Source organism: Rhodoferax potami (genome assembly GCF_032193765.1).
GTDB classification, from domain to species: domain Bacteria; phylum Pseudomonadota; class Gammaproteobacteria; order Burkholderiales; family Burkholderiaceae_C; genus Allorhodoferax; species Allorhodoferax potami.
Window position 1 is genome coordinate 2,381,041 of the sequence record NZ_JAVBIJ010000001.1, and the last position, 22,152, is coordinate 2,403,192.

A 22,152-nucleotide genomic window follows, 5' to 3' on the forward strand; every position below is an offset into this window, starting at 1 on the left:
GCGCGGCTCCTTATTTGGACTCGGCTTCGCGCGCCACCGCTTTGCGCAGGGCTTTTTCTTCAAGACCACTGGTGCCCAAGCGACGCTGCAACTCGGTGATGACATCTGCGGGACTCAGGCCGTAATGGGCCAGCGCCACCATGCTGTGGAACCACAGGTCTGCCATCTCGTAAACGATCTTTGTCTTGTCCCCGCCGTGGTCCGCATCTTTGGCGGCCAACACTACTTCGGTGGCTTCTTCTCCGATTTTCTTCAAAAAGGCGTCAGGGCCTTTGTGGAGCAGGCGCGCCACATAGCTCGCCTCGGGGTCGCCCCCGTTGGCCGCTTTGCGACTTTCGATGACAGCCGCCAAATGGGCTAGCGCATCTTGAGAAGTGAGTGTGTCCTGCATGGTGTGAATACGCGCTTTACTTGTAAATGGATTCAGGGTCTTTGAGCACCGGGTCAACCGCTTGCCAGACACCGTCCTTCAGCACACTGAAGAAACAGCTGTGGCGCCCGGTGTGGCAAGCGATACCGGGCTCATGGCCCAGCTGGGTCACTTTGAGCAAGATAACGTCACTGTCACAGTCCATACGGATCTCATGGACTTTCTGCACATGGCCGGACTCTTCGCCTTTGAACCAGAGCTTGTCGCGCGAACGGCTGAAATACACCGCCTGACCGAGCTCTACGGTTTTTTGCAGCGCCTCGCGGTTCATCCAGGCAAACATCAGCACATCACCCGTGGTTTGCTCTTGTGCAATGACAGGGACCAAGCCTTTGGAGTCCCAACGGATGTGCTTGATCCAGCTCACTGGGGGGGTCATTTGAGAGTCCATTTGCTATTTTTTTGATAGCTGCTCGCGCAGCATTGTTGGGCGCCAGAGCCCTAAAAGGCTTAAATTCTGACCGGGATACCCCGCTGCGCCATACGCGCTTTCGCCTGGCCCACCGTGTATTCGCCGTAATGGAAGATGCTGGCTGCCAGCACCGCATCGGCGCCACCCTGCTGCACGCCATCTGCCAGGTGGTCGAGGTTACCCACGCCGCCACTGGCAATCACCGGTACGCTGATCGCATCGGCCACCGCGCGGGTCAGGGCCAAATCAAAGCCACTCTTGGTGCCATCACGGTCCATGCTGGTGAGCAAGATCTCGCCGGCACCGCGGCGCGCCATCTCCGTAGCCCATACCACTGCATCCAGCCCCGTGTTTTTACGGCCGCCGTGGCTATACACATCCCAGCCCGCACCGCGGGTGACTGCGTCTTCGGCGGACCGGCGCTTGGCGTCAATCGCCACCACAATCGCCTGTGAGCCGTATTTGAGCGATGCGTCTTCAATCACCTGCGGATTGGCCAAGGCCGCCGAGTTGAAACTCACCTTGTCGGCACCTGCGTTCAGCAAGCGCCGCACGTCCTCGACCACCCGCACACCACCACCCACGGTAAGCGGAATGAACACTTGCGAAGCTACCGCCTCAATGATGTGCAGAATCAAATCCCGCCCATCACTGGTAGCGGTGATATCGAGAAACGTGAGTTCGTCAGCGCCCTGGTCGTTGTAGCGCGCAGCAATTTCTACCGGATCGCCGGCGTCACGCAGCTCAACAAAGTTCACGCCTTTGACGACGCGACCGCCGGTCACGTCGAGGCAAGGAATAATTCTCTTAGCGAGCATGGTGGCCCTCACGGTCGCTCACTGCGTGTAGCTTCCTGCCCCCCGAGGGGGCCGTGTTTTGCCTTGGGACGGCCCGGCGGCAAAACTTGTTCATCCGTTCAACTCGTCGGCGCGGAGCTGCGCTTTTTCAAAGTCGAGGTCGCCGCTGTAAATGGCGCGGCCGCAGATCACACCTTCCACGCCTTCGTCTTCCACAGCGCACAGTGCTTCGATGTCAGCCATGTTAGACAGGCCGCCAGAGGCGATGACAGGAATCGTGAGCGCTTGCGCGAGCTTGACGGTGGCGTCGATGTTGATGCCGGACAGCATGCCGTCGCGGCCGATGTCGGTGTAAATGATGCCTTCGACACCGTAGTCTTCAAACTTTTTGCCGAGGTCGATCACGTCGTGGCGGGTGAGCTTGCTCCAGCCGTCGGTGGCCACTTTGCCGTCGCGGGCGTCCAGGCCCACGATGATGTGACCGCCGAACGCGGTGCAAGCGTCCTGCAAAAAGCCGGGGTTCTTAACCGCTGCAGTACCGATGATGACGTAGCGCAAGCCAGCATCCAGATAGCGCTCGATGGTGTCCAGATCGCGGATACCGCCACCCAGCTGCACATCAATCTCGCCGCCCACTTCCTTCAATATCTTGCGAATGGCCACCTCGTTCTTGGGATGGCCCGCAAACGCGCCATTCAAATCTACGAGGTGCAGGCGGCGCGCGCCCTTGTCAACCCAGCTTCGGGCCATGACCGCGGGGTCTTCGCCAAAGGTGGTGGATTGGTCCATATCGCCTTGTTTGAGGCGAACGCAGTGGCCGTCTTTGAGGTCAATTGCAGGAATTAAAAGCATGGTGCTTCAGGGTTGGAGGAAAAAGAGGTCGCTTTGCCAAATGCAGGAGTGCGGCAAGGATAAAAATTCAAGGGTTCCAGTGCAGGAAATTGCGATACAGGGCTAAACCATGTTCGGCGCTTTTCTCGGGGTGGAATTGCGTCGCGAAAATATTATCGCGCGCAATGGCGCAAGAGAAGCGCTGGCCGTAGTCGGTCTCGCCCACGCTGTGGCGTGCATCCGACGGTTGTGCGTAATAACTGTGCACAAAGTAGAAGTAGGCGCCGTCCGGCACCTCACCCCACACCGGGTGCCGGGTTTCCCCGGTTTGCCAGACCTGGTTCCAGCCCATCTGGGGCACTTTGTAGCGGCTGCCATCAGGTTGTGTTTGGCCGGCGAGGTCGAACTTGACCACCTCACCAGGAATCAAACCCAAGCACGGCGTGTCCAGCTCTGCCGAGTGGTCCAGCAGCATCTGCATGCCCACGCACACCCCCATCAGGGGCTTGTGCGCCGCTGCGTGCATCACGGCGTCGAACATGCCAGACTCGTGCAGCTCGCGCATGCAATCGCGCATACCGCCCTGTCCGGGCAAGACCACGCGCTCGGCGTCCATCACTTCTTGCGGGGTGCGGGCCCAGACGACCTCGACACCGGTGCCCTCAGCCACATGCATCACAGCCTGCGTGACTGAGCGCAAATTGCCCATGCCGTAATCAACGACAGCGACCTTTTTCATCAGAGCGAACCTTTGGTAGAGGGAATCACACCCAATGCGCGGGGATCGAACTCCAACGCGGAGCGCAATGCGCGGGCAAAGGCCTTGAACACGGTCTCGGCCTGGTGGTGGGCGTTCTCGCCCTTGAGGTTGTCAATGTGCAGGGTCACCGATGCGTGGTTCACAAAGCCCTGGAAGAACTCGTGCGTGAGCTGGGTGTCAAACGCGCCGATCATGCCGCTCTTGAAGGGCACATGCATTTCCAACTGCGGGCGGCCAGAAAAGTCGATCACGACACGGCTCAGCGCTTCGTCCAAGGGCACATAAGCGTGGCCATAGCGGCGAATGCCTTTCTTGTCACCCACCGCCTTGGCAAAGGCCTGGCCCAGGGTGATGCCCACATCTTCCACCGTGTGGTGCCCGTCAATGTGCAAATCGCCTTCGGCCTCAATGTCGAGGTCAATCAACCCGTGGCGGGCGATCTGGTCGAGCATGTGGTCGAAAAAGCCAATACCAGTGGACAAGCGGCTCACACCCGTGCCGTCCAAGTTCACGCGCACGCGGATCTTGGTTTCCGCGGTGTTGCGGGACACTTCGGCAATGCGTGCGGGCATGGCTGTGGGGATTTCGGTAACGGGGTAGTTGGTGCTCATAGGGTTTCCTGCAAGGCCTGAATCAGTCGGGCGTTTTCTTCGGCGGTGCCGACGGTCAAACGCAAACAGCGGGCCAGCAATGGGTGCATTTTAGAAACGTTCTTGACCAGCACCCCGCGCGCCTTCAAACCGTCGAATATTTTTTGCGCTGCATCGTCCGCGCCGGGGAAGCGGACCAGCACCATGTTGGCATCGCTATCCCAGGCCTTCACACCAGGCATCGCACGCAATGCTCCTAAAAGAATAGCGCGCTGCGCACATATCTCTTGGGCTTGCACGGCAAAAGCATCTTGATGCTCCAAGGCAAACAAGGCGCACTCGTAGTTCAGCACACTGATGTTGTAGGGCGGGCGCACTTTGTCGACCTGGGCAATCAGGGCGGCAGGGCCGGTCATATAGCCTAGGCGAACACCGGCTAGGCCAAACTTACTCAGGGTGCGCATCAGCACCACATGGGGATGGGCGGCGGGGTTCGCGCGGATCACATCCATGTAGGTGCGGCTGGAAAACGGCTGGTAGGCCTCGTCCACCGCCACGATGCTGCCCGCCTGCTTGGCTGCAGCAATCACGGTGGCCATGGCGTCGGCGTCCCACAAATTGGCGGTGGGGTTATTGGGGTAGGCCAGGTACACGATGGCGGGTTGCTTCTCGGCAATAGCCTGCACCATGGCAGGCACATCGAGGGCAAAGTCTTCGGTCAGCGGCACGCCGACAAAGTCCAACCCCTGCAACTGGGCACTCATGGCGTACATCACAAAACCGGGCGTAGGCGCCAGCACCACGGGGCGGGCCTCGCCGGGCTGGGCAGGTACGTCGCAAGCCATGGAGAGCAGAGAGATCAGCTCGTCCGAGCCATTGCCCAGCATGATGTCGTGGCCCGCGGGCATGCCCACGTACTGCGCCAGGGCTGCCCGTAGGTCATTGACCCGGCCATCGGGGTAGCGGTTCAGCGCCAGCGCGCCCAGGCGCTGGCCCAGCGCGGCTTGCAGGTGGGGTGGCAGAGAAAACGGGTTCTCCATGGCATCGAGCTTGACCATGCCTTTGGAGTCTTGGACCGCATAGGCATGCATGCCCTGCACGTCCTGGCGGATGCGGCGCGCAATCAGCGCCTGTACGTCAGCAGCAAAGTCGGCAGAGGTTGTCATGCAAGGGCTTTCAAAAAACTAGTCAGCCAGCGCCAGATCGGCAGGCGTGGCTTGCAAAGGGTTCAAGATGGTGACGCCGTCGATCTGCTGGCCGTGCTGCAAATCGAACGACAGTACATGGCTTGCGCCGCTCTGCGCTGCGGCGGCAACGATGAGCGCATCCCAATACGGCAGGCCGAAACGGGCCTCCACGCCCCAAGCGGTTTCTACGGTCTGGTGGTCGATCTGCCAAGGCTGCCAGAGCTGGTAGCGGCGCAGCTTGGCGCGTGCGTCGCCCTGCGGCATGGCGAAGTGGCGGGTGGCGCCCACGTAATAGGCGTTCAGCACCTGCGTGCTCAATCGCCCTGCCCTGCGTTGCCACAAGGCCTGCAGCCATTCACGTACGCGGGTTTGGCGAGGAGCGTCAAACGCATCGTCTGCGGCCAACAGCACGTTGGTGTCCACAAAGACGATGGCGCCAGAGGTGTCGAGCGGGCTAGCCATGGTCTTGCTGGCCCCGCGCCGGATAAGCCTTGCCACCCGAGCTGAAGCTGGACGTATCCGCCACCCAATCGCGCTGGGCGCGGGCATAGGCGTCGTCGTGCTGCATCTTCTCGGTCAACATCTCGCCCACCAAGCGCGACACGCTGGTATTGCGCCGCGCCGCCTCGATCCGCACCCATTCCAGGGTGGCGTCTTCAACGGTGATGGTGACGTTTTTCATCGTGAATGCAGTTTACACGAAATTCGTGCTGCACGAAGTTCGTGTTTATTTTGACCTACCGGTGATACTCAGGGAGTAACCCAGCGCGCCCCTCGTGCTTCAGCTCGGATGCGTCCGATTGAATTCCGAGGCCGTATATTGCACACAGATGACTTTTGCACCGGGGTTGGCGCTATTTGCCACCGTGCCGGGTCCGTTGGAAACACTGAAAATTGGGGCCACCACATGCTGCTAAAAGCCTTTGTCGCTCTGCTATTGATTCTGGGGATGCCCACCAAGGGCACCGCAGAGCCAGCAGCCGCCACCACGATCGTGCTGGCCGGGGAGGACGACTGGCCTCCTTACAGCTTTGCAGACAAACGCTCGCTTGGCGCGGGACACGAACCCACCGGCTTTAGCCCCCGGTTGATACGGGCGGCGTTCGCCAGCCAAGGCGTCAATGTGCGGTTTATTTCCGTGCCGTTTTCCCGGTGCATGCGATTGGCACTCACAGACCAAGTGGCAGGCTGCTTCAATGCCAGCATCACCAATGAAAACCGGAACGATTACATCTGGCACTCGCCGCCGATGTTCAAAGAAGAGCTGTCGATCTTTGGTGCGCCAGGCAACGACGCCACCCCGCTGACTCTGGCAGACCTGCGGGGCAAAAACGTCGCCATCACCAATGGCTACACCTATCCCAGCGCCTTTGTGAACGATTCACGCATTGGCAAGTTCCCCGCGAACTCTGACGACAACCTCATTCAAATGTTTTTGAGCAAGCGCGTGGACTATGTCGTGATGAATCGCACCCCGGGTTGGCTGCGGATTGATGCCACCGACGCAGCGCGTGGCCGACTGGTGCACCGGGGCGCCTTGTCCGCCGATGAGTTCTGGATCGCTTTTTCGAAAAAGTACCCGGGAGCGCAACAGGCCTCTGACACCTTCGGCAAAGGTCTGACCCAGATGCGCAACAACGGAAGCTACCAAGCCATGCTGGACGAATTCCGCAAGCAGGTGAAATTCCGTTAAGAAGCGATCAAAAGCCTCTGTGGTGTGGCAACGGCTCGCGCATGCGGGCGGTTAGAGGCAGGGGTACACCGTCCCCAGCGCATTCACCACCACCAGCTGCACCGGCATATCGGCCTCGTAGAGGTCGGCATTGCGCTTGAGCTCGGTGGTGTACAGGCTCTTGGCCATGCTGGGCTCCAGACGGCGACCATTGAGGCAGATGCTGGCGCTGGCACCGGCGCGCACCGCTTGGGTGTGGGCCTCGAGCGCGCCTTCCATGACGCCGACCAGGTAGTAGTCGGTATAGGTGCTGCCTTGCTTTTCCGTCTTCTCGAGGGCCCGCATTTCGCGGATGGTCATGGCCTGAGCCGCGGAGGCCGCGGCAAAGCACAGCGCGAAGCAAGCAGAGGCTTGCCGCAGCGTGGAAAAGGTGTGAGGGGTATGAAGTGTGGTGCGCATAGGGCTTGGTCGTCCTGATGCGCCCATTCTTACTTCAATCGCATTTCCGCCGCACGTGCATGGGCTTGCAGGCCCTCGCCGTGGGCCAGCACCGAGGCAATCTGCCCCAATGCCTGGGCGCCCTGCTCGCTCACCTCAATGAGGCTGCTGCGCTTCTGGAAGTCGTACACCCCCAGCGGGCTGCTGAAACGCGCAGTGCCGCTGGTGGGCAGCACGTGGTTAGGGCCGGCGCAGTAGTCGCCCAGGCTCTCAGACGTGTAGGCGCCCAGAAAAATGGCACCAGCGTGCTTGAGCAGGGGTTCCCATTTATGCGCGTCATTGCTCGAGACTTCCAGGTGCTCGGGCGCGATGCGGTTGCTGATCTCGCAGGCCTCTTCCATGCTGCGGGTCTGGATCAGTGCGCCACGGCCGGTGAGGCTTTTGGCGATGATCTCGGCACGTGGCATTTCAGGCAGCAGGCGGTTGATGCTCTGTTGCACTTGCTCGATGTAAGCGGCATCAGGGCACAACAGAATGCTTTGCGCCAGCTCGTCGTGCTCGGCCTGGCTGAACAGGTCCATCGCCACCCAGTCCGGCGGTGTGGTGCCGTCTGCCAGCACCAGAATCTCGCTGGGGCCAGCAATCATGTCGATGCCCACGGTGCCGAACACGCGGCGCTTGGCGGCAGCCACGTAGGCGTTACCGGGGCCGGTGATTTTGTGCACGGCGGGGATGATGGCGGTGCCATAGGCCAATGCGGCCACCGCTTGCGCGCCGCCGATGGTGAAGGCGCGGGTCACGCCAGCCACATAGGCAGCGGCCAGCACCAAGGCGTTTTTCTCGCCCTTGGGCGTGGGTACGACCATGATGATTTCGCCGACCCCGGCCACATGGGCGGGAATGGCGTTCATCAACACGCTGCTGGGGTACGCCGCTTTGCCGCCGGGCACGTAAATGCCCACGCGGTCCAGCGGCGTGACCTTTTGGCCCAAGAGCGTGCCGTCTTCGTCACGGTAGGTCCAGCTCTCGCCGGAGGCCTTCTTTTGGGCTTCATGGTAGCTGCGCACCCGCTTGGCGGCAGCCTCCAGCGCAGCGCGCTGTTCTGCAGGGATGCTGTCGAATGCCGCTTTGAGCTCGGCTTGGGTCAGCTCCAGCGCCTTCATGTCGGTGGCGCTCAGGCCATCGAAACGGGCGGTGTACTCCAACACGGCGGCATCGCCGCGCTGCTGCACGTCGGCCAGGATGTCGGCCACGCGCTGCTCGATGGCGGCATCGGTGTCCGCAGACCAATGCAAACGCGCCTTGAATTCAGCCTCAAAAGTGGCGCTAGCGCTTGATAAACGTGCGGGAGCAGCTACAAAAGTCATAGCAAATGGGTTTCCGGAGTTACTGGCCTACGGCGCCGGCAAAGGCGTCGATGATCTTGCGGATGGGTTCTTGTTTGAGCTTGAGCGCGGCCTGGTTCACCACCAGGCGAGAGCTGATATCCATGATGCGCTCCACCTCGACAAGATGGTTGGCCTTAAGGGTGTTGCCGGTGGAGACCAGATCCACAATCGCGTCGGCCAGGCCGACCAGGGGCGCCAGCTCCATGCTGCCGTAGAGCTTGATCAAGTCCACGTGCACGCCCTTGCTGGCGAAAAACTCGCGGGCAATCGCCACGTACTTGGTAGCCACCTTGAGCCGCGAGCCCTGCTTGACGGCAGACGCGTAGTCAAAGTCGGCACGCACCGCCACGCTAATGCGGCACTTGGCGATCTGCAAATCCAGCGGCTGGTAGAGGCCTTGGCTGCCGTGCTCCAGCAAAGTGTCTTTGCCGGTGATGCCGAGGTCGGCGCCGCCGTATTGCACATAGGTGGGCACGTCAGTCGCGCGCACCACCAGCACGCGCACGTTGGGCTGGTTGGTGTCCAGAATCAATTTGCGGGACTTCTCAGGGTCGTCCAGCACCTCAATGCCGGCGGCTTTGAGCAGCGGCACGGTTTCTTCAAAAATACGGCCTTTGGACAGGGCCAGGGTGATCATGTCTGCGCTCATGGCGGGCTCTCGGAGTTGCGTGCGCCTCAGGCGGACTGGGCTGCCCATTCGGTGGGCGAGAAAGTTTTCATGGACAAAGCGTGTACCTCGTCGGTTTGCATGCGGTTGCCCAAGGTGGCGTACACCAAACGCTGGCGCTGGACAAGGCGTTTGCCTTCGAACTCGGGCGACACGATGGTGGCGTACCAGTGGCGGCCATCGCCTTCGAGCGCGCAATGGTCACAGGCGAGGCCTGCAGTGATAAGGGCTTGGAGTTGGTCTGCGGTCATAAGAATCTCAGCTGCGGATTTTGTAGCCGCTGCGCAGCAGTTGAAGGGCAATCAGGCTCACCACCACGGTGGCGCCGCCGACGACAGCAAGGCTCATCCACGGGGACACGTCGCTGATGCCAAAGAAGCCGAAGCGGAAGCCGTCGATCATGTAGAAAAACGGGTTGAAATGGCTCACCCCTTGCCAGAACGCGGGCAAGGAATGGATTGAATAAAACACGCCGCTCAAGAACGTCATGGGCATGACCACAAAGTTCTGGAAAGCCGCGAGCTGGTCGAACTTCTCAGCCCACAAGCCAGCAATCAGCCCCAACGCAGCCATCAGGGTCGCGCCCAGAATGGCGAACACCAGAATCCACACCGGCGCTGCATAGCTCATGGGGGTGAAGAAGGCCGCCACCACGAACACGCCCAGCGCCACCACCAAACCGCGAATCACAGCGGCACCCACATAGGCCACAAACCAGTTGAAATACGACAGCGGAGTGAGCAACAAGAACACCAGATTACCCATGACCTTGCTCATGATGAGCGAGGAAGAGCTGTTGGCAAAGGCGTTTTGCAGCAGGCTCATCATGGCCAAGCCGGGCACCAGAAAGGCGGTGTAACTGACCTGGTCATACACCTTCACATGGCTCTCCAGCGCGTGGCCGAAGATCAACAGGTACAACATGGCGGTCAGCACCGGCCCGGCGATCGTTTGCGCCGCAACTTTCCAGAAGCGCAGGGTCTCTTTGTAGAGCAGGGTTTGCCAGCCGTTCATGCGTGTGCTCCTTGCTTGTTCATGATGTCAAGGAACACATCTTCCAAATCGGCCTTGCGGATCTCTACGTCTTCCACCGCGACGCCGGCTTGGCGCACCGCTGCAAGGTAGTTTTCGATCTCGAGCGCGTTGTTGGCAGGCAGCTGAACGATACGGCCGGTGATACGGGCCCGCGCAGCCAACTCAGCCGGCAATGCATCGGCCGTCTTGAAGCGCAGCACATTGCTGCTGGCGGCCTTGAGCAGGTCGCTGGTTGTGTCCAACGCCACAATGCGGCCGGTCTTGAGCATGGCAATGCGCCCGCACAAGGCTTCGGCCTCTTCAAGGTAGTGGGTGGTCAGCAGCACCGTGCTGCCCTGTTTGTTGAGGTTGGCCACGAACTGCCACAGCGTCTGGCGCAGCTCCACATCCACACCCGCAGTGGGTTCGTCCAGCACGATGACGGGGGGTTTGTGCACCAAGGCCTGCGCCACCAGCACACGGCGCTTCATGCCGCCGGAGAGTTGGCGCATGTTGGCATTGGCCTTGTCGGCCAGGCCCAGGCCTTCCAGCAGGTCATCCACCCAAGCGTCGTTATTTCGCAGACCGAAATAGCCGGACTGGATGCGCAGCATTTCGCGCACATTAAAAAACGGATCAAACACCAGCTCCTGGGGCACCACACCCAGTTTGCGGCGGGCATCGGCATAGTCGGTCTGAACATCGCTGCCCAGCACTTGCACATGGCCACTGGTGGGGCGGGACAAGCCGGCCAGCATGCTGATCAAGGTGGTTTTGCCCGCTCCATTGGGGCCGAGGAGACCAAAAAATTCGCCCTCTTCGATGTTGAGACTGACGTTATCGACTGCCTTGAAGGTGGAGCCTTTCGGCCCCTTGGGCGAGGGAAACGTCTTGGAGATGGATTGGAAGGAGATGGCGGGCATAAAGAACCCGCGATTTTACGCTTCCGGTCTCAGGCGGGCTTGAGCAGAGCGTCAATCCCGTACAGGGCGGCCAGATCACGCAAACGGGCCGGAAGCTTTTGCACGGCAAACATCTTGCCGGCCTTGGCGCACTCGCGCCGCAGCTCCAGCAAAACAGCCAGCGCAGATGAGTCGAAGCGCTGCAAACGCTCGCCATCGACCACCACCGTACTGGCCTCGTGCTGCAGCCCATCCCGCAGTTCGGACAAACAGGCTGGTGCGACCTCGTGGGTCATCGTGGCAGGCAGCTTGAGCACATCAGCCTTTCTTGGCGTTCGCCTTGTTTTGTTCAGCCAAGGCATCGATCAGTCCATCGACGCCTTTCGCATTGATCTGCTGGGCAAATTGGCTGCGATACGTTTCGACCAGCCACACACCCAGCACGTTCAGGTTGTAAATTTTCCAGCCGGCACCGACACCCGGGGTCTTTTCCAAACGGTAGTCGAGCTGGATGGGATCACCCTTGCCTTTAATTTCGGTACGAACCACCACTTCTTTATCCTCAGGCGCAGCGCGCAGAGGTTTCATGGCAATACTTTGGTCGCTGACTTGAGCCAATGCACCGGCATAAGTGCGGACCAACAGGGTTTTGAACTCCTCTTGCAAGCGCTTTTGCTGCTCGGGGCTCGCCTGGCGCCAACCAGGCCCGACGGCGGAAGCTGTCATGCGCTGGAAATTCACATTGGGCATGATGCGCGAATCTACCAAGGCCACAATTTTGCTGGTGTCGCCCGCACGCAATGTCTTGTCGGCTTTGATGGTGTCCAACACATCAACCGAGAGGCGTTTGATCAGGGCATCGGGAGCCTCGTCATCCGCATGGACGGGGCTGCTGACCAAACCACCCAAGGCTGCCATCACCACCAATGCGCCACTTAAAAAACCACGTTTTTTCAACATTACTCTTTTCCTCAAACAGTGCCAGATTATCGTTTTTGCGGGACGCCACCCACAAAAGACGGCTACGACCTTACGGCTCCGAGGGTTCCTCGTCGGGCGGATTGCCGTCATACACCTGATAACGCTGGCGCTGCAAATACGCATCACGGGTAAACGAGTAGCGATCAAGCGCGGCACCACTCACCACATCTTCAGCCCCCAGAAAACCAGCGCGTGTATCGACCAGATCGACCACGGTGAGCCCGGTACGGGTTGCTTCGTCGCCCAATTGGTTCACCAGATTGCCGCGGTTGTCGATCGGCAAGGCTCCCACCTCGCGCAATGTGTAGGGCCCCAGCAGGGGCAACACCACATAAGGACCGGCACCGACGCCCCATCGCCCCAGCGTGATGTTGAAGTTTGCAGGATGCTTTTCAATATTCAGGTCACTGGCCACATCGACCAAGCCGCCGAGGCCAAGGGTGGTATTCACCATGACACGCCCGACGCTGTCACCAAACGCTTGGCCACGCAATTGCAACGCGTTGTTGACCGCAGACCAGACGTCATCCAGGTTGGCGAAAAAATTCTTGATGCCGGTGCGCCCCAAGGCAGGCACGGTGTTGACATAAGCCGTCGCCACAGGCTTGAGCACGGCGCGGTCTACCGCGTCGTTGAAGCCAAACACGGTACGGTTGATCGACTCCAAGGGGTCGCGCGGGTCCGGGTTGGCAACCGTTGCGCAGCCTTGGAGCAAAGCCACCAGGGCGATGCCCAGCATCCAGCGGATCGAGGGGCGCATCATGGTGCCTCTTTGGCGGATGGGCCGTCCGCCGCTTTGCTGTACAGGAACTGACTGATCAGGTTCTCCAACACCACCGCGCTTTGAGTGGTGCTGATGACATCGCCGGCCGCGAGGTTGGCGCTGTCAGCACCGGCTTCAATGCCGATGTACTGCTCGCCGAGCAAACCGCTGGTCAATATCTTGAGCGAGCTGTCTTTGGGGAATACGAACTGCTTGTCCATCGACAGGTTTACTTTGGCCTGAAAGGTTTTGTCATCAAACCCGATGGACTCCACCCGACCGACCACGACACCGGCGCTTTTGACGGCCGCTTTGGGCTTGAGGCCCCCGATGTTGTCGAACTTGGCTGTCACGGGGTAGCCTTTGTCGACACTGAAGCTCAACAAATTGGCGGACTGCAGTGCCAGAAACACCAGCGCCAAGGCGCCGAGCAAGACAAACAAGCCCACCCACACATCATTTTTTGAACGCTGCATTTTCCCCCCTCAAATACTGAACATCATGGCCGTCAGGACAAAGTCCAAGGCCAACACGGTAAGCGAAGCCACCACCACGGTCCGGGTCGTGGCACGGGCCACTCCCTCGGGTGTCGGCTGCGCTTCAAAACCCTGCAACAAGGCGATAAAGCTCACGGCAAAACCGAACACTACGCTTTTGAGCACCCCGTTACCCACGTCAACCCAGGCATCCACCCCGCTTTGCATCTGGCTCCAAAATGCGCCCGAATCAATCCCAATCATCGGCACGCTGACCACCCAGCCACCCAGCACACCCACCGCACTGAAAATGGCCGCAAGGATAGGCATGGCAATGACAGCCCCCCAAAACCGAGGCGCCAAAATACGGGCCACCGGGTCGACTGCCATCATCTCCATGGCGCTGAGCTGCTCACCCGCCTTCATCAGGCCGATTTCTGCGGTGAGCGAAGTGCCCGCGCGGCCGGCAAACAGCAGCGCTGTCAGCACCGGGCCAAACTCCCGCACCAAACTCAAGCTGATCAGCATACCCACCGAGTCTGCAGCGCCAAAGCGCTGCAAGCCATAGTAGTACTGCAAGCCCATGACGAAGCCCACAAAAACGCCCGACACCGCAATGATGGCCAGCGAGTAGTTGCCCATGAAGTGAATCTGGTCGCGCAACAACGCCGGACGGCGCAACACCGCCCCCAAGGAGGCGACCAAGCGGAAGAACAAGCGGGCACCCGCACCCGCGTCCGCCAGCTTGCTGCGCACGGCGTAGCCCAATTCAGCCGGTTGCAAGAACTTCATGAAGATGCCCCGACAGAAAAATCCGCATCCACAGGGGCGGCAGGGTAATGGAAGCGCACCGGACCTTCGGGAAGCGCATTCACGAACTGATGGACCAAAGGATCGACACTGTCGCGCACCTCTTGGGGCGTGCCTTGTGCCGCAATTTTGCCGTTGGCCAAAATAATGACTTGGTCTGCGATGTAGAAGGTTTCTTCCAGATCGTGCGACACCACAATGCTGGTCAGGCCCATGGCATCGTTGAGTTGACGGATCAGGCGGGCGGCGGTACCCAATGAAATCGGGTCCAAACCTGCAAACGGCTCGTCATACATCACCAACTCGGGATCCAAGGCGATGGCGCGTGCCAGCGCGACGCGGCGCGCCATGCCGCCGGACACTTCGGACGGCATCAAGTCCCGGGCGCCCCGCAGGCCCACGGCATTGAGCTTCATCAGCACGATGTCGCGGATCAAGGCCTCGGGCAATTTGGTGTGCTCACGCAGCGGAAAGGCCACGTTGTCAAACACGCTCAGGTCGGTGAACAAGGCACCAAACTGAAACAACATGCCCATGCGCCGACGGGCCGCATACAGCTCCGCAGTGCTCATCCGGGTGATGTCCTGGCTGGCACCCTCGCCCGGGGCGCCATGGAGAAGCACTTGCCCGCCTTGAGCGCGGTATTGCCCGCCGATCAGGCGAAGCACGGTGGTTTTTCCGCCTCCTGAGGCTCCCATCAGCGCAGTGACCTTGCCACGAGGGACGGTCAGGCTGATGCCGTCGAGAATGCGACGCTCCCCGTACCCGAAGGAGACGTTGTTCAATTCAACCAGAGCTGTAGAAGATGTTGGAGCCATAAAGCAAGAAGGCCGGGATGTGCCCGGCCTTGGAATGATAAGGGGGAAAACCCTTATTAGCGTGGCAGGTCGGAAAAGCCCATCAGGAACTCATCCACCGCACGGGCTGCTTGACGGCCTTCACGGATCGCCCAAACCACCAGCGACTGACCGCGACGGATGTCGCCAGCGGCAAACACTTTGGGCACATTGGTCGCGTAGCCACCGGTGAAATCGGTCGTTGCTTTTGCGTTTCCACGTGCGTCCTTGTCGATACCGAAGGACTCCAGCACGGTCGCCACCGGGTTCACAAAGCCCATGGCCAGCAACACGAGGTCGGCCTTGAGTACTTTTTCTGTGCCGGGCACATCGACCAACTTACCGTCTTTGAACTCGACTTGCACGGTCTTGAGACCCGTGACCTTGCCTTTTTCGCCGATGAACTCTTTGGTCGAGATGGAGAACACACGCTCGCAACCTTCTTCGTGGCTGGAGCTGGTGCGCAGCTTCAGCGGCCAGTAAGGCCAGGTCATGGGGCGGTTTTCTTCGGCCGGTGGCTCGGGCATCACCTCAAACTGGGTCACGCTGACCGCGCCATGGCGGTTGGAGGTGCCCACGCAGTCAGAGCCGGTGTCACCACCGCCGATGACGATGACGTGCTTGCCGTCAGCGCGCAGCTGGTTCTTCAGCTTATCGCCGGCATTGACCTTGTTTTGCTGGGGCAGGAATTCCATGGCGAAATGGATACCGTCCAGATCGCGGCCGGGCACAGGCAGATCGCGGGACTGCTCAGAGCCGCCGGTCAGCAGCACCGCGTCGAAATCCTTCTTGAGCTGCTCGGGGGAAATGGTTTCCTTGGCCCAGTTGGTAACTTTGGAGCCTTTGGGCATGTCACCCACGAGCACGCCGGTGCGGATAGTGACGCCTTCAGCGACCAGCTGCTCAGCGCGGCGGTCGATGTGGGTCTTTTCCATCTTGAAGTCAGGAATGCCGTAGCGCAGCAGGCCGCCGATACGGTCGTTCTTTTCGAACAGCGTGACGTCGTGACCCACACGGGCCAGCTGCTGGGCAGCAGCCATGCCAGCGGGGCCGGAGCCGACCACGGCGACTTTTTTGCCGGTCTTGACGGCAGAGGGCTGGGGCTTCACCCAACCTTCATGCCAGGCGCGGTCGATGATGGCGTGCTCGATCGACTTGATGCCCACCGCTTCTTCGTTGACGTTCAAGGTGCAGGCCGCCTCGCAAGGTGCGGGGCAGATGCGACCGGTGAACTCGGGGAAGTTGTTGGTGCTGTGCAGCGTGTCGATGGCGGCCTTCCAGTCCTTGCGGAAGACGAGATCGTTGAAGTCCGGAATGATGTTGTTGACCGGGCAGCCGTTGTTGCAGAACGGCGTACCGCAGTCCATGCAGCGCGCGGCTTGCTTGTTGGCCTGTGCATCGTCCAGACCGATGACGAACTCTTTGTAGTTCTTCAAGCGCTCGGCAACGGGCTTGTAGCCCTCCTCGATGCGCTCAAACTCCATGAAGCCAGTGACTTTTCCCATGATGTATGTCCTTGTACGTTAGATCAGACCGGCCTTACTTGGCTGCGGCTGCTTCTTTTTTTGTAGCAGCGTCCGCAGACTTGGCGGGCGCTGGAGCCGATTTACGTGCATGAATCTCACCCAAAGCACGCTTGTACTCATTGGGGAACACCTTCACGAACTTGGCGCGGGACACGTCCCAGTTGTCCAACAACTCGCGTGCACGCTTGCTACCGGTCCAGCGGTTGTGGTCTTCGAGCAGCTTCTTCAGCTGGGCTTCATCCGACTCACCACGGTGCCAGACCGCTTTGTCGACCGCTGTAGCTTGCTCGGTCGCGGTCAACACCTTCTCGAGGCTGACCATGGCAGTGTTGCAGCGCTTGGCGAACTGGCCGTCTTCGTCATACACGTAGGCGATACCGCCGCTCATGCCGGCTGCAAAATTGCGCCCGGTTTTACCCAACACCGCCACGGTGCCGCCGGTCATGTACTCGCAACCGTGGTCGCCAGTGCCTTCGACCACTGCAGTAGCGCCAGACAAGCGGACCGCAAAGCGCTCACCGGCCACGCCACTCAGGAAGGCTTCGCCGGTAGTCGCGCCGTACATCACCGTGTTACCCACGATGGTGTTACGGATGGCGTCACCGCGGAAGTCGATGCTAGGACGCACCACCACTCGGCCGCCGGAGAGGCCCTTGCCGGTGTAGTCGTTGGCATCGCCAATCAGGTACAAGGTGATGCCCTTGGCCAGGAAGGCGCCGAAGGACTGACCGCCTGTGCCTTCCAGCTGGATGCGGATGGTGTCATCCGGCAAACCTTCTGGGTGCACCTTGGTCACCGCACCGGAGAGCATGGCGCCCACCGAACGGTTCACGTTGCGTGCACGCTCCATAAATTGGACTTTTTCGCCCTTGTCGATGGCAGCGCGGCTCTTGGCGATCAACACGTTGTCCAGTGCCTTCTCCAAGCCGTGGTCTTGCTCCAGCGTCTGGAAGCGTGGGACGTCGGCCGGCACATTGGGCTGGGCAAACAGGCGGCTGAAATCCAGGCCCTGTGCCTTCCAGTGCTCGATGCTCTTGCGGGTGTCGAGCAGGTCGGAGCGGCCGATCATGTCGTCAAACTTGCGGATACCCAGCTGGGCCATGATCTGGCGCACTTCTTCCGCGATGAAGAAGAAGTAGTTCACCACGTGCTCAGGCTTGCCGGAGAACTTGGCGCGCAACACGGGGTCTTGGGTCGCCACGCCCACGGGGCAGGTGTTCAGGTGGCACTTGCGCATCATGATGCAGCCTTCCACCACCAGCGGTGCGGTAGCGAAGCCGAACTCATCGGCACCCAACAAGGCGCCGATAGCAACGTCGCGGCCGGTCTTCATCTGGCCGTCTGCCTGCACGCGGATGCGGCTGCGCAAGCGGTTCAGCACCAAGGTCTGCTGGGTTTCGGCCAAACCGATTTCCCAAGGGCTACCGCAATGCTTGATGGAGGACCATGGCGAAGCGCCGGTACCACCATCGTGGCCTGCGATCACCACGTGGTCGGCCTTGCACTTGGCAACGCCGGCAGCGATCGTGCCCACACCGATTTCAGACACCAGCTTGACGCTGATGCCGGAGTGCGGCGCCACGTTCTTCAGATCGTGGATCAGCTGGGCCAAGTCCTCGATGGAGTAGATGTCGTGGTGTGGAGGGGGCGAAATCAGGCCCACACCGGGCACCGAGTGACGCAGCTTGCCGATGTACTCAGACACCTTGCCACCAGGCAGCTGACCGCCTTCGCCGGGCTTGGCACCTTGAGCCATCTTGATCTGGATCTGGTCTGCGCTGTGCAGGTATTCGGCAGTGACACCAAAGCGGCCCGAAGCCACTTGCTTGATGCGGCTGCGCAGGGAGTCACCGGCCAACAGGGGCAGGTCCACTTCCACGTTCTCGGCACCGATCACGCTCTTGAGGCTGTCGCCCTGCTTGATCGGGATGCCTTTAAGTTCGTTGCGGTAACGTGCAGCGTCCTCACCACCTTCACCTGTGTTGCTCTTGCCGCCGATGCGGTTCATGGCCACCGCCAATGTCGCGTGGGCTTCTGTGGAAATAGAGCCCAAGGACATGGCGCCGGTCGCAAAACGCTTGACGATTTCTTTGGCGGACTCGACTTCTTCCAGCGGAATCGCTTTGGCGGGATCCACCTTGAACTCGAACAGGCCGCGCAGCGTCAGGTGGCGCTTGGACTGGTCGTTGATGATCTGGGCGTACTCTTTATAAGTATTCCAGTTGTTGGCGCGGGTGGAATGCTGCAGTTTGGCAATCGCATCCGGGGTCCACATGTGCTCTTCACCACGGGTGCGCCAGGCGTATTCACCACCGGCATCCAAGGCGTTCGCCAACACCGGGCTGTCACCGAAGGCCAGCTTGTGCATGCGGATGGATTCTTCCGCGATCTCGAACACGCCGATACCTTCCACCTTGCTGGGGGTGCGGGTGAAGTACTTGTCGATGGTTTCAGTGTTCAGGCCGATGGCTTCGAACAACTGGGCACCGCAGTACGACATGTAGGTCGACACGCCCATCTTGGACATGATCTTGGACAGGCCCTTGCCGATCGCCTTGATGTAGTTGTAGATCGCCTTTTCAGCGCTCAGGTCGCCCGGCAGCTCCTTGTGGATGCTTTGCAGGGTTTCCATGGCGAGGTAGGGGTGCACGGCTTCTGCACCGTAACCCGCCAACACTGCGAAATGGTGCACCTCGCGGGCAGTACCGGTTTCGACCACCAGACCGGCTGTAGTGCGCAGGCCTTCACGCACCAGATGCTGGTGAATAGAGGACAGGGCCAGCAGCGCAGGGATAGCGACTTGGGTCGCGCTGATGCTGCGGTCGCTGATGATCAGGATGTTGTTGCCGCTCTTGATGGCGTCAACCGCCTCGGCGCACAAGGAAGCCAGCTTGGCTTCCACACCTTCATGACCCCAAGCCAAGGGGTAGGTGATGTCGAGGGTGTAGCTGCGGAACTTGCCTTGGGTGTGGTGCTCGATATTGCGCACCTTGGCCATGTCGGCAAAGTCCAGCACCGGCTGGCTCACCTCCAGGCGCATGGGCGGGTTCACCTGGTTGATGTCCAACAGGTTGGGCTTGGGTCCGATGAAGGACACCAAAGACATCACGATCGCTTCGCGGATCGGGTCGATCGGCGGGTTGGTCACCTGGGCAAACAGCTGCTTGAAGTAGCTGTAGAGCGGCTTGTTTTTGTCGGACAGCACAGCCAAGGGGCTGTCGTTGCCCATGGAGCCGATCGCCTCTTCACCGGCTGCCGCCATAGGCGCGATCAGGAACTTCAAGTCTTCCTGGGTGAAGCCGAAGGCTTGCTGGCGGTCCAGCAGGCTCACTTGGTCGGTGATGCGCTTGGGCTCGACGCCCGCCACCACGGCAGACAAAGCGCTGTCGGTACGGCGCTCGTCAAAGGTGACGTTGTCGAGCTTGATGCGCAGGTTCTCAATCCACTGCTTATAGGGCTTGCTGTTGGCGAGGCTGGCTTTGAGCTCCTCGTCATCGATCATGCGGCCTTGCTCCAGGTCGATCAGGAACATCTTGCCGGGCTGCAGGCGCCATTTGCGCACAATTTTGTTCTCGGGCACCGGCAACACGCCGGACTCGGAGCCCATGATGACCAAGTCGTCATCTGTGATGCAGTAGCGCGAAGGACGCAGACCATTACGGTCCAAGGTGGCGCCGATCTGGCGACCATCGGTGAATACGATCGAGGCCGGGCCGTCCCATGGCTCCATCATCGCTGCGTGGTATTCGTAGAAGGCCTTGCGGCGCTCGTCCATGGTGGTGTGCTGCTCCCATGGCTCAGGGATCATCATCATCACAGCCTGGCTGATGGGGTAGCCCGCCATGGTCAACAGCTCAAGGCAGTTGTCGAAAGTGGCTGTGTCGGACTGGTCTGCAAAGCTGATGGGGTACAGCTTTTGCAGATCGGCAGCCAACACGGGGGAAGACATCACGCCTTCGCGGGCCTTCATCCAGTTGTAGTTGCCTTTAACGGTGTTGATCTCACCGTTGTGGGCCACGTAGCGGTAAGGGTGAGCCAATGGCCACTCGGGGAAGGTGTTGGTGGAGAAGCGCTGGTGCACCAGCCCCAAGGCCGACACGCAACGGGCGTCTTCCAGATCCTTAAAGTAAACACCCACCTGGTCGGCCAGCAGCAGGCCCTTGTAGACCACGGTGCGGCTGGACATGCTGGGCACGTAATACTCTTTAGAGTGGGTCAGGCCCAGTGCCTGGATGTTGGCGCTGGCGGTCTTGCGGATCACGTACAGCTTGCGCTCCAGCGCGTCTTGCACGATCACGTCGTTGCCACGGCCGATGAAGACTTGGCGCAGGATAGGTTCTTTGGCGCGCACGGTGGGCGACATGGGCATATCGCGGTTCACCGGCACATCGCGCCAACCCAACAGCACTTGGCCTTCGGCCTTGATGGCGCGTTCCATTTCCTGCTCGCAAGCGAGGCGGGAGGCGTGCTCTTTGGGCAGGAAAATCATGCCGACGCCGTATTCGCCTTGGGGCGGCAAGGTCACGCCTTGCTTGGCCATTTCTTCGCGGTACAGCGCATCAGGCAACTGAATCAAGATACCGGCGCCATCCCCCATCAGTGCGTCTGCGCCTACTGCGCCGCGATGGTCCAAGTTTTCGAGGATCTTGAGTGCATTCTTGACGATGTCATGGCTCTTCTCGCCCCGGATGTGCGCGACAAAACCGACGCCGCAGGCATCGTGCTCATTCGCGTTGGAATACAAACCGTGGTCTTTGAGATATTGGATTTCGGCTGCCGTGGTCATGGCGCACTCCTGAAAATTGCAATGGGATTGGAGAATACTGCAACGCAACAAAAGTGCCAAGATTTTTAAATGGGGTCTGACCCCATTTAAATTAAGCCAAAATGACGTCTTAATTTATTGGGGTCATATCAATTTGATAGCAATAAGCGCTTTATTTACCTGCGCAAAGTCACTATTTGACTAAGTTTTAACGTGGAGAGCTGGCCGACCGGGAGCTTTTTTAGTGAGTCGACGGGCGCTGTTTTTTTGCAAATCTGCGACAAATGCAGCATCGCCCAAGGTCCATCCACCTATCACAGCGTCGGTGATTTCACCCAATTGCACTGAATTGAGGCCCTCTTGCACCGCGGCTTGGTACTGTGCCTCCCGGGCAAACGGGGTGTTGCCTAAACCCCAATACGCCGGATGTGTCGCAATGCGCTTGTCCACCCGGGCACCGCTGTAATGGGCATGGGTCGACCACGCATAGTCCGCCGGCGCGGCCCCCTCACCATGGCGCAGGGCATGGGTATCGAAGTAGGTCAACACAGGTAGCAAATAGCGCGGCTGCAACACTGCGGATTTAAACCGCCCTTCCCACAGGGTGCCGCGGCGTTCGTATTTGCTGTTGAAGTACCTGACATAGCTGCGGCCCAAGGCCTGCATCAAGCCTGGCAAGCCCTCTGCACTCGCGGGCGTCACAAGCAAATGGAAATGATCTGCCAAGACCACATAGCCATGCACTGCGACGTGATTCGCCTCGGCAGCGCTGTAAAGCGCGTTCAGGAACGCGTCAAAATCCTCCGTATCCTTGCAGACCGCTTGGCCATGGGCCCCGCGCTGCAACACATGGTGCAAGTGCCCTGCAATCGATAGTCTTGGAAGTCGTGCCATGGCAGAGGATCGT

The 22,152-nt window shown here is 60.0% G+C and carries 25 protein-coding genes; 1 reads left to right on the plus strand and 24 read right to left on the minus strand.

All coding sequences use genetic code 11. The annotated features are described in order from the left end of the window. Positions 1-10: 10 nt before the first annotated feature. The 9 genes from RAE21_RS11410 to RAE21_RS11450 all read right to left on the minus strand — a co-directional run bounded on the left by RAE21_RS11410 (position 11) and on the right by RAE21_RS11450 (position 5,689). Complete coding sequence (locus RAE21_RS11410; protein ID WP_313875299.1) at positions 11-391, minus strand: phosphoribosyl-ATP diphosphatase; 381 nt, start codon at positions 389-391, stop codon at positions 11-13. Positions 392-407: 16 nt separating this feature from the next. Continuing rightward, positions 408-809 carry a phosphoribosyl-AMP cyclohydrolase gene (gene hisI, locus RAE21_RS11415; RefSeq protein WP_428984021.1) on the minus strand — a complete coding sequence of 134 codons (402 nt, stop codon included), beginning with the start codon at positions 807-809 and terminating at the stop codon, positions 408-410. A 71-nt stretch (positions 810-880) separates the two neighbouring features. Further along, positions 881-1,660, minus strand: coding sequence for an imidazole glycerol phosphate synthase subunit HisF (gene hisF, locus RAE21_RS11420; protein ID WP_313881476.1), 780 nt, complete (start codon positions 1,658-1,660; stop codon positions 881-883). Between the two features lie 90 nt (positions 1,661-1,750). After that, the gene (hisA, locus tag RAE21_RS11425; protein WP_313875297.1) at positions 1,751-2,491 is read right to left on the minus strand and encodes a 1-(5-phosphoribosyl)-5-[(5-phosphoribosylamino)methylideneamino]imidazole-4-carboxamide isomerase; all 741 of its coding nucleotides are present in this window, start codon (positions 2,489-2,491) and stop codon (positions 1,751-1,753) included. Positions 2,492-2,558: 67 nt separating this feature from the next. Then, a complete protein-coding gene (hisH, locus tag RAE21_RS11430) occupies positions 2,559-3,209 on the minus strand; it encodes an imidazole glycerol phosphate synthase subunit HisH (RefSeq protein WP_313881477.1) in 651 nt (216 codons plus the stop codon). Beyond that, a complete protein-coding gene (hisB, locus tag RAE21_RS11435; RefSeq protein WP_313881478.1) occupies positions 3,209-3,841 on the minus strand; it encodes an imidazoleglycerol-phosphate dehydratase HisB in 633 nt (210 codons plus the stop codon). Before hisB ends, hisH begins: the two co-directional genes overlap by 1 nt. After that, entirely contained in the window at positions 3,838-4,986 is a 1,149-nt protein-coding gene (hisC, locus tag RAE21_RS11440) for a histidinol-phosphate transaminase (protein ID WP_313881479.1), read from the minus strand. Before hisC ends, hisB begins: the two co-directional genes overlap by 4 nt. An 18-nt stretch (positions 4,987-5,004) precedes the next feature. Next, entirely contained in the window at positions 5,005-5,469 is a 465-nt protein-coding gene (locus RAE21_RS11445) for a PIN domain-containing protein (protein ID WP_313881480.1), read from the minus strand. Then, a complete protein-coding gene (locus RAE21_RS11450; RefSeq protein WP_313881481.1) occupies positions 5,462-5,689 on the minus strand; it encodes a CopG family transcriptional regulator in 228 nt (75 codons plus the stop codon). The genes RAE21_RS11445 and RAE21_RS11450 overlap by 8 nt, the downstream gene beginning before the upstream one ends. Positions 5,690-5,914: 225 nt before the next feature. Here RAE21_RS11450 and RAE21_RS11455 point away from each other — a divergent pair, with 225 nt between their 5' ends. Next, a complete protein-coding gene (locus RAE21_RS11455) occupies positions 5,915-6,700 on the plus strand; it encodes a substrate-binding periplasmic protein (RefSeq protein ID WP_313881482.1) in 786 nt (261 codons plus the stop codon). 51 nt (positions 6,701-6,751) lie between these two features. On the opposite strand, the gene RAE21_RS11460 is transcribed toward RAE21_RS11455, so the two are convergent. The 15 genes from RAE21_RS11460 to RAE21_RS11530 form a co-directional block, all read right to left on the minus strand. After that, the gene (locus tag RAE21_RS11460) at positions 6,752-7,138 is read right to left on the minus strand and encodes a Rap1a family protein (protein ID WP_313881483.1); all 387 of its coding nucleotides are present in this window, start codon (positions 7,136-7,138) and stop codon (positions 6,752-6,754) included. Positions 7,139-7,167: 29 nt separating this feature from the next. Further along, the gene (gene hisD / locus RAE21_RS11465; RefSeq protein WP_313881484.1) at positions 7,168-8,484 is read right to left on the minus strand and encodes a histidinol dehydrogenase; all 1,317 of its coding nucleotides are present in this window, start codon (positions 8,482-8,484) and stop codon (positions 7,168-7,170) included. 19 nt (positions 8,485-8,503) lie between these two features. Further along, entirely contained in the window at positions 8,504-9,142 is a 639-nt protein-coding gene (gene hisG, locus RAE21_RS11470) for an ATP phosphoribosyltransferase (protein ID WP_105262764.1), read from the minus strand. A gap of 38 nt (positions 9,143-9,180) precedes the next feature. Then, positions 9,181-9,423 carry a BolA family protein gene (locus tag RAE21_RS11475; protein WP_313875289.1) on the minus strand — a complete coding sequence of 81 codons (243 nt, stop codon included), beginning with the start codon at positions 9,421-9,423 and terminating at the stop codon, positions 9,181-9,183. A 7-nt stretch (positions 9,424-9,430) separates the two neighbouring features. After that, complete coding sequence (locus tag RAE21_RS11480) at positions 9,431-10,186, minus strand: ABC transporter permease (RefSeq protein ID WP_313875288.1); 756 nt, start codon at positions 10,184-10,186, stop codon at positions 9,431-9,433. Next, a complete protein-coding gene (locus RAE21_RS11485) occupies positions 10,183-11,109 on the minus strand; it encodes an ABC transporter ATP-binding protein (RefSeq protein ID WP_313881485.1) in 927 nt (308 codons plus the stop codon). The genes RAE21_RS11480 and RAE21_RS11485 overlap by 4 nt, the downstream gene beginning before the upstream one ends. 29 nt (positions 11,110-11,138) lie before the next feature. Beyond that, on the minus strand, positions 11,139-11,405 hold the full coding sequence (locus RAE21_RS11490) for an STAS domain-containing protein (protein ID WP_313875286.1): 267 nt from the start codon (positions 11,403-11,405) through the stop codon (positions 11,139-11,141). 1 nt (position 11,406) lies between these two features. After that, positions 11,407-12,006 (minus strand): MlaC/ttg2D family ABC transporter substrate-binding protein, encoded by a 600-nt coding sequence (locus tag RAE21_RS11495; RefSeq protein ID WP_313876235.1) that lies wholly within the window; start codon positions 12,004-12,006, stop codon positions 11,407-11,409. A gap of 112 nt (positions 12,007-12,118) precedes the next feature. After that, entirely contained in the window at positions 12,119-12,832 is a 714-nt protein-coding gene (locus RAE21_RS11500) for an MlaA family lipoprotein (protein WP_313881486.1), read from the minus strand. Further along, positions 12,829-13,308 carry an outer membrane lipid asymmetry maintenance protein MlaD gene (gene mlaD, locus RAE21_RS11505; RefSeq protein ID WP_313875284.1) on the minus strand — a complete coding sequence of 160 codons (480 nt, stop codon included), beginning with the start codon at positions 13,306-13,308 and terminating at the stop codon, positions 12,829-12,831. Before mlaD ends, RAE21_RS11500 begins: the two co-directional genes overlap by 4 nt. 9 nt (positions 13,309-13,317) lie before the next feature. Beyond that, positions 13,318-14,100 (minus strand): lipid asymmetry maintenance ABC transporter permease subunit MlaE, encoded by a 783-nt coding sequence (mlaE, locus tag RAE21_RS11510; protein WP_313875283.1) that lies wholly within the window; start codon positions 14,098-14,100, stop codon positions 13,318-13,320. Continuing rightward, positions 14,097-14,936 (minus strand): ABC transporter ATP-binding protein, encoded by an 840-nt coding sequence (locus tag RAE21_RS11515; protein WP_313881487.1) that lies wholly within the window; start codon positions 14,934-14,936, stop codon positions 14,097-14,099. The genes mlaE and RAE21_RS11515 overlap by 4 nt, the downstream gene beginning before the upstream one ends. 56 nt (positions 14,937-14,992) lie before the next feature. Next, on the minus strand, positions 14,993-16,459 hold the full coding sequence (locus RAE21_RS11520; protein ID WP_313881488.1) for a glutamate synthase subunit beta: 1,467 nt from the start codon (positions 16,457-16,459) through the stop codon (positions 14,993-14,995). 34 nt (positions 16,460-16,493) lie between these two features. Continuing rightward, positions 16,494-21,266: a glutamate synthase-related protein gene (locus RAE21_RS11525; protein WP_313881489.1), complete on the minus strand. Its 4,773-nt coding sequence runs from the start codon at positions 21,264-21,266 to the stop codon at positions 16,494-16,496. 180 nt (positions 21,267-21,446) lie between these two features. Further along, positions 21,447-22,139, minus strand: a complete 693-nt coding sequence (locus RAE21_RS11530) for a transposase (protein ID WP_313881490.1) — start codon at positions 22,137-22,139, stop codon at positions 21,447-21,449. Positions 22,140-22,152 lie beyond the last annotated feature (13 nt).